General features: G+C 65.4%; 15 protein-coding genes. 7 read left to right on the forward strand and 8 right to left on the reverse strand.

The annotated features are described in order from the left end of the window. Together upp and CXR43_RS03475 are read left to right on the forward strand one after the other, a co-directional pair. Positions 1–633 (forward strand): uracil phosphoribosyltransferase, encoded by a 633-nt coding sequence (gene upp, locus CXR43_RS03470; RefSeq protein WP_103332613.1) that lies wholly within the window; start codon positions 1–3, stop codon positions 631–633. Positions 634–700: 67 nt separating this feature from the next. Then, positions 701–1,858 carry an SPOR domain-containing protein gene (locus CXR43_RS03475; RefSeq protein ID WP_103332614.1) on the forward strand — a complete coding sequence of 386 codons (1,158 nt, stop codon included), beginning with the start codon at positions 701–703 and terminating at the stop codon, positions 1,856–1,858. A gap of 23 nt (positions 1,859–1,881) precedes the next feature. Here the strand turns inward: CXR43_RS03475 and CXR43_RS03480 are convergent, their stop codons facing one another. Next, positions 1,882–2,904, reverse strand: coding sequence for a hypothetical protein (locus tag CXR43_RS03480; RefSeq protein WP_103332806.1), 1,023 nt, complete (start codon positions 2,902–2,904; stop codon positions 1,882–1,884). A gap of 177 nt (positions 2,905–3,081) precedes the next feature. Between CXR43_RS03480 and CXR43_RS03490 the strand changes: the two genes are divergently transcribed. Continuing rightward, a complete protein-coding gene (locus CXR43_RS03490; protein ID WP_146036461.1) occupies positions 3,082–4,005 on the forward strand; it encodes a DMT family transporter in 924 nt (307 codons plus the stop codon). A gap of 14 nt (positions 4,006–4,019) precedes the next feature. On the opposite strand, the gene CXR43_RS03495 is transcribed toward CXR43_RS03490, so the two are convergent. Both CXR43_RS03495 and CXR43_RS03500 read right to left on the reverse strand, forming a co-directional pair. Further along, a complete protein-coding gene (locus CXR43_RS03495; protein ID WP_103332616.1) occupies positions 4,020–4,598 on the reverse strand; it encodes a thymidine kinase in 579 nt (192 codons plus the stop codon). Positions 4,599–4,904: 306 nt separating this feature from the next. Further along, on the reverse strand, positions 4,905–6,248 hold the full coding sequence (locus CXR43_RS03500) for a DEAD/DEAH box helicase (RefSeq protein ID WP_103332617.1): 1,344 nt from the start codon (positions 6,246–6,248) through the stop codon (positions 4,905–4,907). 296 nt (positions 6,249–6,544) lie between these two features. Here CXR43_RS03500 and CXR43_RS03505 point away from each other — a divergent pair, with 296 nt between their 5' ends. Next, positions 6,545–6,964, forward strand: coding sequence for a BrnA antitoxin family protein (locus tag CXR43_RS03505; RefSeq protein ID WP_168219730.1), 420 nt, complete (start codon positions 6,545–6,547; stop codon positions 6,962–6,964). A 311-nt stretch (positions 6,965–7,275) separates the two neighbouring features. Here CXR43_RS03505 and CXR43_RS17830 read toward each other — a convergent pair whose 3' ends face one another. After that, entirely contained in the window at positions 7,276–7,449 is a 174-nt protein-coding gene (locus CXR43_RS17830; RefSeq protein ID WP_168219731.1) for a hypothetical protein, read from the reverse strand. Positions 7,450–8,380: 931 nt separating this feature from the next. Beyond that, positions 8,381–11,710 carry a carbamoyl-phosphate synthase large subunit gene (carB, locus tag CXR43_RS03515; protein ID WP_103332807.1) on the reverse strand — a complete coding sequence of 1,110 codons (3,330 nt, stop codon included), beginning with the start codon at positions 11,708–11,710 and terminating at the stop codon, positions 8,381–8,383. A gap of 358 nt (positions 11,711–12,068) precedes the next feature. Between carB and CXR43_RS03520 the strand changes: the two genes are divergently transcribed. From CXR43_RS03520 to CXR43_RS03530, 3 genes are all read left to right on the forward strand, one after another. Continuing rightward, positions 12,069–13,208, forward strand: a complete 1,140-nt coding sequence (locus CXR43_RS03520) for an aminodeoxychorismate synthase component I (RefSeq protein WP_103332620.1) — start codon at positions 12,069–12,071, stop codon at positions 13,206–13,208. Next, positions 13,166–13,777: an aminotransferase class IV gene (locus tag CXR43_RS03525; protein ID WP_103332808.1), complete on the forward strand. Its 612-nt coding sequence runs from the start codon at positions 13,166–13,168 to the stop codon at positions 13,775–13,777. The genes CXR43_RS03520 and CXR43_RS03525 overlap by 43 nt, the downstream gene beginning before the upstream one ends. 108 nt (positions 13,778–13,885) lie before the next feature. Further along, positions 13,886–14,737, forward strand: a complete 852-nt coding sequence (locus CXR43_RS03530) for a DMT family transporter (protein ID WP_103332621.1) — start codon at positions 13,886–13,888, stop codon at positions 14,735–14,737. Here CXR43_RS03530 and CXR43_RS03535 read toward each other — a convergent pair. From CXR43_RS03535 to mce, 3 genes are read right to left on the reverse strand one after another with little or no spacing between them, the layout of a single operon-like run. Next, positions 14,713–15,195 carry a GNAT family N-acetyltransferase gene (locus CXR43_RS03535; RefSeq protein ID WP_103332622.1) on the reverse strand — a complete coding sequence of 161 codons (483 nt, stop codon included), beginning with the start codon at positions 15,193–15,195 and terminating at the stop codon, positions 14,713–14,715. The two genes, CXR43_RS03530 and CXR43_RS03535, sit on opposite strands and share 25 nt — an antisense overlap. Next, the gene (locus CXR43_RS03540) at positions 15,192–15,476 is read right to left on the reverse strand and encodes a DUF1467 family protein (RefSeq protein ID WP_103332623.1); all 285 of its coding nucleotides are present in this window, start codon (positions 15,474–15,476) and stop codon (positions 15,192–15,194) included. The genes CXR43_RS03535 and CXR43_RS03540 overlap by 4 nt, the downstream gene beginning before the upstream one ends. Next, complete coding sequence (mce, locus tag CXR43_RS03545; protein ID WP_103332624.1) at positions 15,473–15,877, reverse strand: methylmalonyl-CoA epimerase; 405 nt, start codon at positions 15,875–15,877, stop codon at positions 15,473–15,475. The genes CXR43_RS03540 and mce overlap by 4 nt, the downstream gene beginning before the upstream one ends. Between the last annotated feature and the right edge of the window lie 26 nt (positions 15,878–15,903).

A 15,903-nucleotide genomic window follows, 5' to 3' on the forward strand; every position in this document is an offset into this window, starting at 1 on the left:
ATGCTGGACCATCTGACCGTCGTTTCGCACCCGCTGGTCCAGCACAAGCTGACCCTGATGCGGGAGAAAGACACCTCGACCGCGTCGTTCCGGCAGCTGTTGCGCGAGATTTCCCTGCTGCTGGCCTATGAGGTCACGCGCGAATTGCCGATGACCACCAAGCGGATCGAAACCCCGCTGGAGCCGATGGATGCCCCGGTGATCGAGGGCAAGAAGCTGGCGCTGATTTCCATCCTGCGGGCGGGCAATGGGTTGCTCGACGGGATTCTGGAGCTGATCCCGGCGGCGCGGGTGGGGTTTGTCGGCCTGTATCGCGACCCCGAGACGCTGCAGCCGGTGCAATATTACTTCAAGGTGCCGACACAGCTGGAAGACCGGGTGTGCATCGTGGTTGATCCGATGCTGGCGACCGGCAATTCCTCGGCGGCGGCGGTGCAGCTGTTGAAGGACAATGGCGCGAAAAACCTGCGCTTCTTGTGCCTGCTGGCCGCGCCCGAAGGCATCAAGCGGATGCAGGAGGCGCATCCCGATGTGCCCATCGTCACCGCTTCGGTCGATAGCCATTTGAATGATCACGGTTATATCGTCCCGGGGCTAGGGGATGCGGGTGATCGGATGTTCGGTACAAAATAGCGGGCTAATCGCTTTACTCGGAAACAATATTATTCCAGTATCGCCCATACGCTACTTGGGGGTAGTCATGGTGTTGAGACTGGTTCCGGCTGCCGTTCTGGCGGTCGTGGCTGGATTGAGTGTTGCCAATGCTCAGTCCGCCGGTGATTTTGGTGGCCCGCGTGAATTGCCGCCGGCGTCCTTTACAGGGCAGCAATATGTGGACAGCCGGGGCTGTGTGTTCCTGCGGGCCGGGCTTTCGGGGCGCACCAACTGGGTGCCGCGCGTCAGCCGCGACCGCGCACCGCTGTGTGGCTATCCGCCGACCTTTGGCAACAATCAGGTGGCCATTGTCGAGCCTGCGCCAAAAGCGGTTCCGCTGCCTGCCGCGGCGACGCCCGCAGCTGCAGCGGCGCAGGCCGCGGCCAACCCCCCGCCGCCTGCCATGCGCAGCATGCCGCCCAAGGCCGCTGCGCCAGCCCCGGTGCGGACAGGGCCTGCGGGGCAGGCTGGGTCAAAGCCAAAGCGCCAGACCGCAGAGCGGGTGGCGACGACCGCCGGCACGGCCCGCATCGGGTGTTACACAGATGCGCCGATGGCGGAGCGGTTCCGTTTGCAGAATGGCGGCAGCATCGTGCTGTGTACCCGTGGCGATGGCGATCTTTCCCATGCCCGCGCCCCGCGCGTGCTGGCCGGGGCGGCGGCGATTGCGCCGTCGGGCTATCTGGAAGGGCCGGATCCGGCGGCGCATGTGGGTCAACGTCAGGTGCAGCGCACAACCGCTGCGGCAGAGCCGCAGGTGATGCCCAAGGGCTATCGTGCAGCCTTCACCGATGACCGGCTGAACCCCCACCGTGGCAAGGGCACGCAGCAGGGCTGGGCGCAGCAGGACCAGATCTGGACCCGCGAGGTGCCGGCCCGGCTGGTTGCGGAAAACAACAGGGCGCAGGGCCAACCCGTTGCCAAGCGCAAGGTCCATGCGTCGAGCAAATCTGAGGCGGCCGCGCAGCATCCCGCCTCGGGGCGCAGCTTTGTGCAGGTGGGCACCTTTGGTCAGCCGTCCAATGCGGATGGCGCATCCTCACGGCTGGCGCGGCTTGGCCTGCCGGTGGCGCGGTCAAACATCTCCAGCGGGGGCAAGGCGATGCAGATCGTCTTTGCCGGACCATTCGGATCGCGGGCCGAAGCGCAGGCCGCCTTGGCCGCGGCGCGGCGTGCCGGGTTTGGCGACGCGTTCATCCGCTGATCATGGGCGGCGCGGGCTGTGTTTCAGCCCGCGGCGCAGATGTCTTGCAGGCTGACCCAATCGCTGTCCGCCATCAGCGGCTCCGGGATCAGCCCGGCCAAAGGGTCTGCCTCGATCAGCCCGAGGGTGGTTTCGCCGCTGGGGTCGATCGCATAGGCATAGGGTGCCGTTGACAGGCCCGCAGCGCCGAAGCGGGCCAAGGCCAGATCATCGGGCACGGCAACGCCCTGATCTTGCAACAGCACTTCGCCGTAACCCGCCACCGCTGTGTCGGGCAGGGTGCCCGAGGTCAGCAGCCGGAAGGTCGCGGTCAGCCCGGCATGTTGCAATACGGGCAAGATCGGGTCTCGGGTTTCGGCCTGCAGGCGTTCCATCAGGGCAAGCCCTGCGAGCACCTCGGGGCCACCCTGCTCTTCGACCACGTCGCGCCCGATCAGGATGATGCCGCCGGGCAGATGCGCCGCCCCCTCCAGCCCGTCGCGCAGGATCAGGATCTGGGCGCGATGCGGGCCAAACAGCTTGTCGCCAAGCGTGGTCAGCGCAAAGGTGCCCAGCGGGCTGGCGCAGGGCGACCCGGTCAGCCGTTGCACATCGGCCAAGGCTGCCTGACCGATGGCCGCGCGTGTCGCTGCGGGCAGGACCGATGCGGTCTGCTTGATCAAGGCGTCCGGCAGCCAGAATATTCCCAGCGCCAGCACCAGGACCGTGCCCGAGCCAACCAGCACCCCGCGCAACCGCCCCGGTTTCGGTCGTTGGCCGGCAATGGCATTGCGCACAGTTTCCAGCGCGGCGATCATGTCGGCGTCATCAAGCTCCAGCGTTTCAATCGCCTCGGACCCCGGTGCAAAAACCGCCGGCCCTTCGCCCGGATTCAGCCGCTCGATCGCGGGCAGCGACCAATGGCTGAGGGCGGTTTCGCTTTTGGGATCAGACAGAACCAGCGTCGCCTCGCGGAAGGCCACGATGACCTCTCGCCGCTGTGCCAGCGGACTGTCGCGCCACAGCCCACGGCTTTCCAGCCGGGAGTATTTCTTCAAAGCCGTCATGGCGCGCGGTGCCTTGCCTGTCATGCGGCGACAGTAGACCAAGGGCGTTCGGGCCACAATCACCCGCCTGCATGCCCCCCCTGCCACAAGATGCCCCGGAAAGCACCCTGCGTGTCGCTTTTCGGCGCGCAGGGTGGGGTGGGGCAGGGTTCAAAAGACCAAAGGAAGGATGTCAGGATGCCCCAGGACCGAACCCTTGCCGCTGCCGGGTTGCTGTGCGGCTATGCCATGCTGATCGGTTTTACCGACAATTATGTGCGGATCATCGCGCAGGACCATGGGCTTTGGCAGTTCCATCTGACCCGGACGGTGATGGCGCTGGTGCTGCTGGGGCTGGCGGTGCCGCTGCTGGGGCTGCGGCTGCGACCGGTGAACCCGCGGGCGGTGCTGGCACGCAGCCTGATCCATGGTCTGGCCATGGTGATCTACTTCGGGGCGCTGGCCTTTCTGCCGGTGGCCATTGTTGCGGCGGGCCTGTTTACCGCGCCGATCTTTGTGCTGCTGATCTCGCGCTTCGCCTATGGCCATGCGATTGGGCCGGTGCGGATTCTGGCGGTTGCCGTGGGGTTTGTCGGGGTCGTGCTTGTGCTGGGGCCAGAGGCGATGTCTGGGGCCTCTGCGGCGGCGATGCTGCCGGTGCTTGCCGGGGCGCTTTATGCGCTTGGCAATGTTGCCACGCGCGAATGGTGTCCCGAGGAAAGTGCCGAAACGCTGGTGGCAGGGTTCTTTGGCGTTCTGGGGGTGTTCGGGGCGCTGGGGATGATTGTGCTGACGCTTGTGCCCCTGATCGCGCCGCCCGGCCCCGACGGGTTTTTGATGCGGGGTTGGGTCTGGCCAACGGGGCCGTTCCTGCTGTGGACTTTTGTTCAGGCGGCGGGGTCGCTGATCGGGGTGGGGCTGATGATCCGCGCCTATCAGATCACCGATGCTGGCCGCGCCTCGGTGATCGAATATGTCATCTTGCCCGCCTCGGCCTTTTGGTCATGGCTGCTGTGGGGCGAGGTGCTGACCCCGATGGCGGTGGGGGGCATGGTGCTGATCGTGGCTGCCGGCAGCATGATCGCGCTGCGGGCGCGGGCGGGGGAGCCTGTCGCCCTCTGACCAACGGCAGCGCTTCAGTCGCCGACCGCCTCACGCCAGTGTCTTCGGCACAGGCTGACATAGGTTTCATTGCCGCCGATCACCACCTGATCGCCATCGCGCAGCGCCCGGCCGTCAGCGCCCTTGCGCACCACCATCGTGGCCTTTTTTCCGCAATGGCAGATGGTGCGGACTTCGCGCATCTCATCGGCCCAGGCCAGCAAAGCCGCCGATCCGGGAAATAATTGTCCTTGGAAATCAACGCGCAAGCCGTAGCACATCACCGGCACCGACAGGTCATCGACCGCACAGGCCAGCTGCCAGACCTGGGCTTTGGACAGAAACTGCGCTTCATCAATGAACACGCAAGAGACCGGGCCAAGGGCGAGCCTTGCCTTCAGCTTGGCCGCCATATCCTCGGTCGGGCCAAAGGTATCAGCCGGATCGCCGATGCCGATACGGCTGGCGATGCGGCCCTCCCCGGCGCGGTTGTCGAACTGCGCGGTGATCAGATAGGTGTCCATCCCGCGTTCGCGGTAATTATGCGCGGCTTGCAGCAGAAGGGTCGATTTGCCGGCATTCATCGTGGAGTAATGGAAGTAGAGCTTTGCCATGGCAGTCCCCTATCCGATTCCCGCCGGGGCCTGCAAGCGCGGGCGAGACAGGACAAAGCGAATGCCCCGGGGATGGATTGCGACAGGGGGTGCGGGCGGAAGATGGGCCTGCCTTGCGGTCCTGCGACCACCTTTTGAAAAAGGCCTGGGCACGGCAGGCCCCCACTCTTACCAATGCTGGGGACATCGGTCACTCGGTACATTTCCGGAAAACACCCGGCCCCGTTTTATGTTTGGAAAATGGTTTCCAATTTCTTAACGGTACGACGGGGCAGGTGTTTTCGTCAGAATGTCACAGGGCCGGGATCAGCTCGTCCGGCGTTGCCCGGCGGGCTTGCCACCCTCGGCGCGGCGCGGGGTGTTGCCACCGCCCATGGGTTTGGCCTTGGCGGCGGGGCGTCCCTGTTGGGGCTTTGACCCGGCGGGCTTGCTGCCGCCCTGCGGGCGACCGCCTTGCGGGCGGGCCGGGCGCTGGCCGCGGTTCTGGCCGGGCTTGGGGGCAGCTGCCACCATATCGGCAGACCAGGGCGCGCCACCCAGGATTGGCAGCGGCTTTTTCAGCAGCTTTTCAATCGCTTGCAGCTCGCCCATTTCCGCCGGTGCACAGAAGCTGACCGAGGTGCCTTCGGCCCCGGCGCGCGCGGTGCGGCCGATGCGGTGGACGTAATTTTCCGGGACATTGGGCATGTCGAAGTTATACACATGACGCACTGTCGGAATATCAATGCCGCGCGCGGCCACATCGGTGGCCACCAACACGTCCAGTTCCCCATTGCGGAACTCGGTCAGGGTGCGGTCGCGCTGTGACTGCGATTTGTTGCCGTGGATGGAGCCTGCCTTGAAGCCCCAGCCGGCCAGCAGTTTCATCAGCTTTTCCGAACCATGCTTGGTGCGGCCAAAGACAAGGGCCTGTTCTGTGGGATGCTTTTTCAGATAGTCTTCCAGCACGCGGGCCTTGTCGCCATTGGGCAGGAAATGCACGCCTTGCGTCACCTTGTCGGCGGTCTTGCCCGCCGTGGTGACCTGCACCCGGACCGGGTCGCGCAGGTAAGTGTCTGCAATCTCGGAAATATCCTTGGGCATCGTGGCCGAGAACAGCATGGTCTGGCGCTTCAGCGGGATGTGCTTGGCGATCTTGCGAAGGGAGTGGATGAAGCCCATGTCGAGCATGTGGTCGGCCTCGTCCAGCACCAGATAGCCGCACTGGTCCAGCTTGACGTCACCACGCTCCAAAAGGTCGATTAATCGGCCTGGGGTGGCGACCAGAACATCGCTGCCTTTGGACAGGGCCTGAGCCTGACGGAACAGGGATGCACCGCCCACAACCATGGTCACCTTGACGGGGGTGCCTTTGGTGAAGACTTCCAGGTTGTCCTTGATTTGCAAGGTTAATTCCCGGGTGGGGGCCAGGATCAGGGCGCGCACGTTCTTGGGGCCCGGCGGGTGGCCGATGTCGAGCAGGCGGTGCAGAAGCGGCAGGCCGAAGGCCGCTGTCTTGCCGGTGCCGGTCTGGGCCAGACCCATCAGGTCGCGGCCCGCCATGATATGGGGGATCGCCTGCGCCTGAATCGGCGTGGGCGTCTGAAGATTGGTTTTCTCAAGCGCTTTCAAAAGCTTCGGGCTCAGCCCGAGGTCTGCGAAGGTGGTCATTTGGATCGTTCCATCAAACAAGAAAACGGCGGTCCTCGTCCCCCAACAACTTGAGAGACCGTGCGCGCCGTCGGCGCCCCTGCGTGATGGTGGGAACCTGTGTCCGGGCCTTTCGGTGCTCACGCGGCACGGGCTTCGGACAGGGGGGAGATGAGGGGTTTTGGCCGCGATGTCAAGGGTCTGGTTTGGGTAAGGTTTATGTATGGGCGGCGTATGGCTTGCGTCATCACGCGGGCGCGCGTGCCGTTTACCGGGTTTTCGCCCGGTTCGGGCAGGGTGGAGGCCGGAGGTGCGACATGACCAAAGCCGATGACGCCCGCAAGGCCAGCTATCACCGGATGGCCGAAAGCCTGCGCGATCTGGAACGCGCGCTGCACGGGGCCGCGCGGGGCGCCGGCGCGGTGCCCGAGGAATGGCACGCGATTGCCCAAGGCGTGGGCGCGGGCCGCAAGGTCAAGCTGACGCTCTGGGTAGAGGCCGATGTGCTGCGGTTCTTCCGCAGTCTGGGCAAGGGCCACACCACCCGGATGGCCGAGGTGCTGTCCACCTTCATGCATGCGCGGCTGGCGGGGGTGGTGAAGGGGCCGGAGGATGTGGATTACAGCGGGATTTACCGGACAGAGGAAGAGCAGGCGGCGCTGGCGGAACGGCAGCGGGGCTACGCTGCGGCCCTGGCGGCGGATCTGGAGACGTTGAAGCGGGTGGCGCGTGGGTGAAGGTGGGCGTGGCCTGTGGTGGGTCAACCCGCGCCTGCCGGGCGGAACGACCCACCCTTTGCTTTCTTCTCCTGGCCCGGACTCAAGGCGCGCAGCGCCGCCGGGCCGCGCCCGACCTCCCCCCGGGAGGGCGCGATGCTACGGTTGCGCCTAGAACTTCCGGGGAGGTGGGGTGCACCATAAAGTGCCTAGAACTAAGGTTGGCGCGCCCACCCGAGGTCGGGCGCGGCCCTGTGTATAAACGGATAAATACTAGATAATTATCTCAACGATTGCCAAAAATTGGGCGCGGTTTCCCGCGCCCAAGAGGTTCACTTCTCTTTGCGAACACCCTTGAAAGGTGTTTTTGAAGAGGTCTTCACATCCATGAACTTGCCTGTCGCAGTGTCGCGCTTGACGTAATGCCCCGAGGGCGTTTGCGTTTGCGAGCGGCCTGTGACTGCACCGTTTCGTTTTCCGTCGCCGGTAGGAGGATTGGTGGCCAAAGCTGTTCCTCCTTTACCGCGTATGGCAAGCAGGCGCGCAATGCTTGCATCCATCTGATTGGCGATGATGATCGCGTTTGGCTTTGGCTACAGCTTCACGGCAATTTTCAAACAAGCCGACGTAGCTTGTTGAAGTAGCCATGGACAACCAATAGCACCCGTATTCATGGACCTCGTGATCACCGTTCGGTTGAGCGGTGTCATTAACGTAGAAGTGGCTAAAACCTGCCATACCTATCCCCTTTCAAGGAATATGAGTTGATGATTTGCAGGAGCCGTCCTAGAAGGTACTTCTCACAGAGCCTCAAAGGATTCGTCCTGCGATGATCGGAAGGTCGGCCTCTTAGGTCGACCTTTTCGTTTCTGTTATTTGGAATTGCTCTCCTGTGTTTGTTCATGAAACCGAGAAAGACCGGTGGCCTCCCTCTAACGTCATCAATGGCACAAGATTTTGAGGCTGAAAAGCCATTTCACACAAGCGAGAGAAAAATCACCCTACAGCTTGCTTATACACAGAGTTATGCCACTAGATAGTGGGCGCGTCAAGCCAGTTTTTCTTCGGAGGCTTGACAGGGATTCGTCGGCTTTTGGGTTGATCGAATCGGTCTAACACTCTGTTTTTCAAGTGCAGTAGAGAATTGAAGGGTGACCCGTTTTGGTCGATTCGAGGGATGCTTGTGCAAATAACCTATACCTTAATCAACATCATAACGAATCATAGGTATGCGGCCAATTTAACGCTGAATTTCTCGGCTAAGCTTCACGGAGGCGCGAATCGGTAAGGCCATACGCAACCGTGTGTAGCGCAGGGTAAGCCCCGCCCTGCGCCAGCCTGACAACATTATCCCCGGGGCGCGCAAGCGTGCGCGCCCGTTAAACGCTGAAAACGGTCCACTGGACCGTTTTCGCCCCGGCAAGGCCGGGGCCGCGTTTAACCCTGCAACGTCCGCACCCCGTACCCTTCACCCCGGGCCTTCATTGCCGCCACGGCGGCGATGCTGGCGGCGGCGGTGGTGAAGTAGGGGATCTTGTCCATCAGCGCCACGCGGCGGATGTCGCGGCTGTCGTTGATGGCTTGCGTGCCCTCGGTGGTGTTCAGGACCAGGGCGATGTCGTTGTTTTTCAACCGGTCCACGATGTTGGGGCGGCCCTCATAGACCTTGGCGACGGGGGTGGTGGCGACGCCATTGCCGGCCAGCCAGGTGGCGGTGCCTTTGGTGGCGACGATCTCGAAGCCCATCGCCACCAGATCGCGGGCGGCGCTGGCGAGGGGTTCGGTCTTGTCCATGTCCTTGACCGAGAGGAAGACGCGGCCCGCCTCTGGCAGGATGGTGCCTGCGCCCATCTGCGCCTTGAGAAAGGCGAGGGCAAAGGTGCGATCCCAGCCCATGACCTCCCCCGTGCTGCGCATCTCTGGCCCGAGCATCGGGTCGACGCCCGGGAAGCGGGCGAAGGGCAGCACCGCCTCTTTGACAGAAAACCACGGGGTGATCGGGTCGGCCAGGGTGAAGGGGTTGGCGAGCGGCAGGTCGGTATCGGGGCCGACGCCGGCCTCATAGGGCGCGCGCAGCGGGAAATGCGACATCGGCTCACCGGCCATCAGCCGGGCGGCAATGGCGGCGATGGCGCTATCGGTGGCCTTGGCGACGAAGGGCACGGTGCGCGAGGCGCGCGGGTTGACCTCCAGCACATAGATCGTGCCGTCCTTGATCGCGAATTGCACGTTCATCAACCCGACGACATTGAGCGCGCGGGCCATGGCGACGGTCTGGGTTTTGAGCTCCGCGATGGTTTCGGCCGAGAGCGAATGCGGCGGCAGGCAGCAGGCGGAGTCGCCGGAATGCACGCCAGCCTCTTCGATATGTTCCATGATGCCCGCGACATGGACATTGGTGCCATCGGAGAGGGCATCGACATCCACCTCGATCGCGCCAGACAGGTAGCTGTCGAGGAGCACCGGATTGTTGCCGGAGACCTGCACTGCCTCACGGATATAGCGTTCCAGTTGCGCGTCGTCGCGGATGATTTCCATCGCGCGGCCGCCAAGCACGAAGGAGGGGCGGATCACCAGCGGGTAGCCGACCTGTTTGGCCACGGCGAAGGCTTCGTCGCGCGAGCGCGCCGTGCCGTTGACGGGTTGTTTCAGGTTGAGGGTGTTGAGCAGTTGCTGGAAGCGCTCGCGGTCTTCGGCGAGGTCAATCGCGTCTGGGGTGGTGCCGAGGATCGGGATGCCTTCGTTTGCCAGCGCCTGGGCCAGTTTCAGCGGGGTCTGGCCGCCGAATTGCACGATGACGCCGTGGAGGGTGCCATTGTCCTGCTCGACCCGCAGGATTTCGAGGACATGTTCCAGCGTGAGCGGCTCGAAATAGAGCCGGTCCGAGGTGTCGTAATCGGTGGAGACGGTTTCGGGGTTGCAGTTGACCATGATGGTTTCATAGCCCGCATCCGTCAGCGCATAGCAGGCGTGGCAGCAGCAATAGTCGAATTCGATGCCCTGCCCGATGCGGTTGGGGCCGCCGCCGAGGATGACGACCTTTTTGGCGGCGGAGGGGCGCGCCTCGCATTCCACATCGCCCATGACCGGGGATTCGTAGGTGGAATACATATAGGGGGTTTGTGCTTCGAATTCGGCGGCGCAGGTGTCAATCCGTTTGAACACGGCGACCACACCAAGGTTGCGCCGCGCGCGGCGGACCTGCGCCTCATCGCGGCCGGTGAGTTTGGCAAGGCGGGCGTCGGTGAAGCCCATCATTTTCAGCTTGCGCAAGCCGGTGGCGTCGAGCGGCAGGCCGTCGCGGCGGATCTTTGCTTCGGCGTCGATGATTTCGCGGATGCGGGCGAGGAACCACGGGTCGAACGAGGTGATCGCGTTGATCTGGTCATCGGTGAAGCCGTCGCGCATCGCCTGGGCGATGACGCGCAGCCGGTCGGGGGTTTGCAAGGACAGCGCCTTGGAGATGGCGGCGCGGTCGGGGCCACCCGGAATGGCGATTTCGTCAAAGCCGGTGAGGCCGGTTTCCAGGCTGGCGAGGGCTTTTTGCAGGGATTCGTGGATGGTGCGGCCGATGGCCATGACCTCGCCCACCGATTTCATCGCGGTGGTGAGGTTGTTCTCCGATCCGGGGAATTTCTCGAAGGCAAAGCGCGGGATCTTGGTCACAACATAGTCGATAGAGGGCTCGAATGAGGCCGGGGTGACTTTGGTGATGTCATTGTCCAGCTCGTCCAGCGTGTAGCCGACCGCCAGCTTGGCGGCGATCTTGGCGATGGGGAAGCCGGTGGCCTTGGAGGCCAGCGCCGAGGAGCGCGAGACGCGGGGGTTCATCTCGATCACCACCATGCGGCCATCGGCGGGGTTGATGGCCCATTGCACGTTGGAGCCACCGGTTTCGACCCCGATTTCGCGCAGCACGGCGATGGAGCCGTTGCGCATGATCTGGTATTCCTTATCCGTCAGGGTCAACGCCGGGGCCACGGTGATGGAGTCGCCGGTGTGCACGCCCATGGGATCGATGTTTTCGATGGCGCAGACGATGATGGCATTGTCGGCGGTGTCGCGCACCACCTCCATCTCGAACTCCTTCCAGCCGAGCAGGGATTCGTCGACGAGGATCTGCGCCATGGGGGAGGCTTCCAGCCCGCTGCGGCAGATCGCCTCATAGTCGTCGCGGTTGTAGGCGACGCCACCGCCGGTGCCGCCGAGGGTGAAGGCGGGGCGGATGATGGCGGGCAGGCCCACGTAATCAAGCGTGTCGATGGCTTCGCGCAGGGCGGCGTTGATGTCATATTTGCCATTGGGCAATTTGGGGGCGGCGATGATGGTGGCCTTGGGATTTTCCAGCCCGATCCGGTCCATCGCCTCGCGGAACAGCTTGCGATCTTCTGCCATTTCGATGGCTTCGCGCTTGGCCCCGATCAGTTCGACGTTGAACTTTTCCAACACGCCGAGGTCGGCAAGGGCAAGGGCGGTGTTCAGCCCGGTCTGGCCGCCCATGGTGGGCAAAAGCGCGTCGGGGCGTTCTTTTTCGATGATCTTGGCGACGACTTCAGGGGTGATCGGCTCGATATAGGTGGCATCCGCCAGACCCGGATCGGTCATGATGGTGGCGGGGTTCGAGTTCACCAGAATGACGCGGTAGCCTTCTTCGCGCAAAGCCTTGCACGCTTGTGCGCCGGAGTAGTCGAATTCGCAGGCCTGGCCGATGACGATGGGGCCCGCACCGATGATCATGATGGATGTGATGTCGGTTCTTTTCGGCATTTCGGTGGCCCCTGTCCCTGGCTGAACCCGGGCCACGGTGGCCGGGCTCGCGGATTCGTGCGGTCTGCGCAAATTGACGGGGGTTTAGGGGGTTGCGGGGCGGGGCGCAACCCTTTGCGAAGGGGGTGGGGTGACGGTGTGACGGGGGCGAGTGGGGTAGGGCGGGGTTCACCCCGCCTGCCCCCGGCCATGGCGGGGTGAACCCCGCCCTACCGCGACCGAAAATGCAGTGCTGCCTGGGTTGAGGGTGGGTCGGTGGGGCCGGAATGCGCTGCTTGCCGCCTGTTCCAGAGCGCGGGTGCGTGCTAGATGCGTCGGGCGGGCATTGGCGGAGTCCAGGCGATGCGAGGGGGTTTCAATGATTGTCATTGAGCATGGTCCGGGCGGGCGGTCTGTGGTGTTTGCGCAGCCCACGGCGCTGTTCGTGGCGCAGGAGGCGGCAGAGGTGGCGGATTGCCTTGCGGCGGCAGAAGCCGCGCGCGGGCGGGGCGCGTGGATCGCGGGCTATGTCGCCTATGAGGCGGGCTATGCGCTGGAGCCACGGCTGGCGGGTCTGATGCCAGAGGCGCGGCGCGGGCCGCTGGTCTGTCTGGCGGCGTTTGACGCACCGCAGGATGCGGGGGCGGTGCTGGCTGCGGCCGACGAGGCCGGCCGTGGGGTGCGGCTGGAGCCGCTGGTGCCCTGTGTGACGCGGGAGGCTTATAGGGCGGCGTTCGCGCGGGTGCAGGGCTATATTGCCGCGGGCGATTGTTATCAGATCAACCTGACCTTTCCTCTGGACGCGCACCTGTCGGCGGGCACGGCGCTGGGGCTTTATGGCGCGCTGCGGGCGGGGCAGCCGGTGGGCTATGGGGCCTATGTCGATCTTGGGGTCGGGCCGGTGGTGGTGTCGCGCAGCCCCGAGTTGTTTTTCCGCGTCACCGGCGGGGTGATTGAAAGCCGGCCGATGAAGGGCACCGCGCCGCGCAGCGATGATCCGGTGGAGGATGCCGGCCTTGCGGCGGCCTTGCAGGCCAGCAAGAAGGACCGGGCCGAGAACCTGATGATCGTGGATCTTTTACGCAACGACATTGCGCGGATGGCCGAGGTGGGGTCGGTCAAGGTGCCGGAGCTTTATGCGGTGGAGAGTTTTGCCACCGTGCATCAGATGAGTTCCCGCGTGCAGGGGCGGTTGTTGCCCGGCGCGGGCTTGCCGGGGCTGATGGCGGCGTTGTTTCCCTGTGGATCGGTGACAGGGGCACCCAAGATCCGGGCGATGGAGATCATCGCCGAGGTCGAGGCCGAGCCGCGCGGGGTGTATTGCGGGGCGGTGGGCTGGGCGGCCCCCGGGGGCGATCAATGCTGGTCGGTGGCCATTCGCACCGCGCGGGTCTGGCCGGATGGCAGGGTGCGGCTGAATGTGGGCGGCGGGGTGGTTCATGATTCCACAGCCGAGGGAGAATGGGAGGAGGCCTTGTGGAAAACGCGCTACGCCACGCGGCTGACACGCCGGGGCTGAAGCTGATCGAGACGATGCTCTGGGACGGGGCCTGTGTGCCGCGCTGGCCGCTGCATCTGGCCCGGCTGACGGCAGGGGCGGCGGCTTTGGGCTGGGCGGTACCGGAGTTGGTCGTGGCGGGGCCTGCGGGGCGGGCGGCGCGGCTGCGGCTGACGCTGGATGCGCAGGGCGCGGTCGAGGTTGAGGTGGGGGCGGTGCCTGCGCCGATGGCGCTGTGGCGGCTGGGGCTGGCGGCGGAGCGGTTGGCGTCGGATGATCCGTGGCTGGGGGTGAAATCCACCCGGCGCGCGGTCTATGACCGGGCGCGGGCGGGGCTGGCTGCGGGCCTTGATGAGGTGGTGTTTGTCAATGAGCGGGGCGAGGTCTGTGATGGCACGATCACCACGCTGTTCTTTGATCGCGGCGCGGGGCTGCGCACGCCGCCCTTGCGCTGTGGGCTGTTGCCGGGGGTGTTGCGGGCCGAGATGGCCTGTGCGGAAGAGGTGCTGATGGAGGAGGACCTGCCGCATGTGCGGTTGTGGGTGGGCAATGCGCTGCGCGGCCTGGCCGAGGCGGCGTGGGTTGGCTAGGGCCTGCGCTTGGCGCGGGCGCATCGGGCCCGGCGGACGGGGTGCCGGACGAGTCATGGGGGAGCGGCGCGGAGCCTCCGGCCTGCGGCGTTCAGAATGGGGCAAGCCATGAGTGCGGCGCGGGTGTTTGGCTGGACGGCGCTGGCGATGGCGGCCTTTGCGGCCAATTCGGTGCTGAACCGGCTGGCGGTGGGGGAGGGCGGGATGGACCCGCTGGCCTTTGCCGCCGTGCGTGTGGTGGCGGGGGCCGTGGTGCTGGCGGCGCTGGTGGGGCTGCGGCGGGGCGTCGTCTGGGCCGGATGGCGCGGGCGGGGGCCGGGGGTTTTCGGGCTGGTGGTGTATCTGGTGGGGTTTTCGCTGGCCTATCTGGCGCTGGGGGCCGGGGTCGGCGCGCTGATCCTGTTCGGCTCGGTGCAGGTGACGATGTTTGGCGGGGCGGTGCTGTCGGGCGAGGCAGTGCCGGGGCGACGCTGGCTGGGGGCGGCCCTGGCCTTTGGCGGGCTGGTGTGGCTGGTGGCCCCGGGCGGGGCAGAGGTGCCGCTGGCAGGGGCGGTGGCCATGGCCTGCGCGGGCATTGGCTGGGGGATCTATTCGCTGGCCGGGCGCGGGGCTGCGGATGCGCTGGCGGCGACGGCGTGGAATTTCGGGCTGGCGGTGCCGGTGATGCTGGGGATCGCGCTGATCTGGGGCGGGATGCGCTGGGAGGCGCAGGGGATCTGGCTGGCGGTGCTGTCGGGTGCGGTCACCTCGGGCATGGGCTATGCGCTGTGGTATGCGGTGCTGCCCGCCCTGGGAGCGGCGCGGGCGGCGGTGGCGCAGCTGACAGTACCGGTGCTGGCGGCGCTGGGCGGGGCGGTGCTGATTGGCGAAGCGGTGGGCTGGCGGTTCTGGGCGGCGTCGGCGGTGATCCTGGGGGGCGTGGCGATTGCCAGCGTTCAGAGCGGTTTGACGAGGCGGTGAATGCTGTGGCCGGTGTCTGGATCATGGCGGATGGTGCCGGTGGGCTGAAACCCCATGCGGGCCCAGAAGGCGGCGCCGCGCGGGTTGGCCTGCAACACCGCAAGGTAAAGCCGGAGGGCCTGTGCGGCGCGGGCGCGCGTTTCAATGTCGGCGAGGAAGGCGGCACCATGGCCCTGCGCGCGGGCGGCGGGGGCGAGGATCATCAGGCCGAGGTAGGCATCCTGCGCGGTGGGAAAGCCGAAGGAGAGTTCGGCGACACCTTGCAGCGTACCCTCAAGGATCAGGCCAAGCCGGTGCGAGGCGGCGGGGTCGCAGCCGGGCGGGGTGCTGGTAAAGACCTCTTGCACCTCGGCCGGGCCGGGGGGATGGCCTTTCCACAGGTGGTAGTAATCCTGTGCGCGGGTCAGCAGGGCGGCGACGGCCGCACGGTCGGCAGCCGGGTCGAGCGCGCGGATCATGGCGGGGTGGTCAGCGGGGGCATGCGGCCCATCCAGTCGAAATCACGCACCGAGATAGCGCCTGAGGTGATGATGCCCGCCAGCAGCCCCCAGACGATGATGGCAAACAGCGTGGTGATCTTGGCCTTTCGGCCCACCAGCTCGTCGCGCGGGGCGCTGCGGGGGGTGCCGGGAACGACGGAGCCCGCATCATCCTGCGTGGTCAGGCGCAGCGGCAGCACGATGAAGAACACCATGAACCAGACCACGGCAAAGAGGACAAAGGCGGCGGTGATGGTCATGCTTGCTCCAGCTCGATCAGGCAGCCGTTGAAATCCTTGGGGTGCAGGAACAGCACCGGCTTGCCATGGGCGCCGATCTTTGGCTCGCCCGTGCCCAGCACCCGGGCGCCTGCGGCTTGCAGGCGGTCGCGGGCGGCAAGAATGTCGTCCACCTCGTAGCAGATGTGATGGATGCCGCCTGCGGGGTTCTTGTCGAGAAAGCCCTGAATCGGAGAGGCTTCGCCCAGGGGATGCAGGAGTTCGATCTTGGTGTTGGGCAGGTCGATGAAGACCACGGTCACGCCGTGGTCGGGTTCATCCTGCGGCGGGAGGACCGAGGCCCCCAGCGTGCCGGCATATTGCGCGGTGGCGGCGGCAAGGTCGGGCACGGCGATGGCGACATGGTTCAGGCGGCCGATCATGGGCGTCTCCGGTTTGGCGGTTTGTC

Source organism: Pseudotabrizicola formosa (assembly GCF_002900965.1).
Lineage (GTDB): Bacteria > Pseudomonadota > Alphaproteobacteria > Rhodobacterales > Rhodobacteraceae > Pseudotabrizicola > Pseudotabrizicola formosa.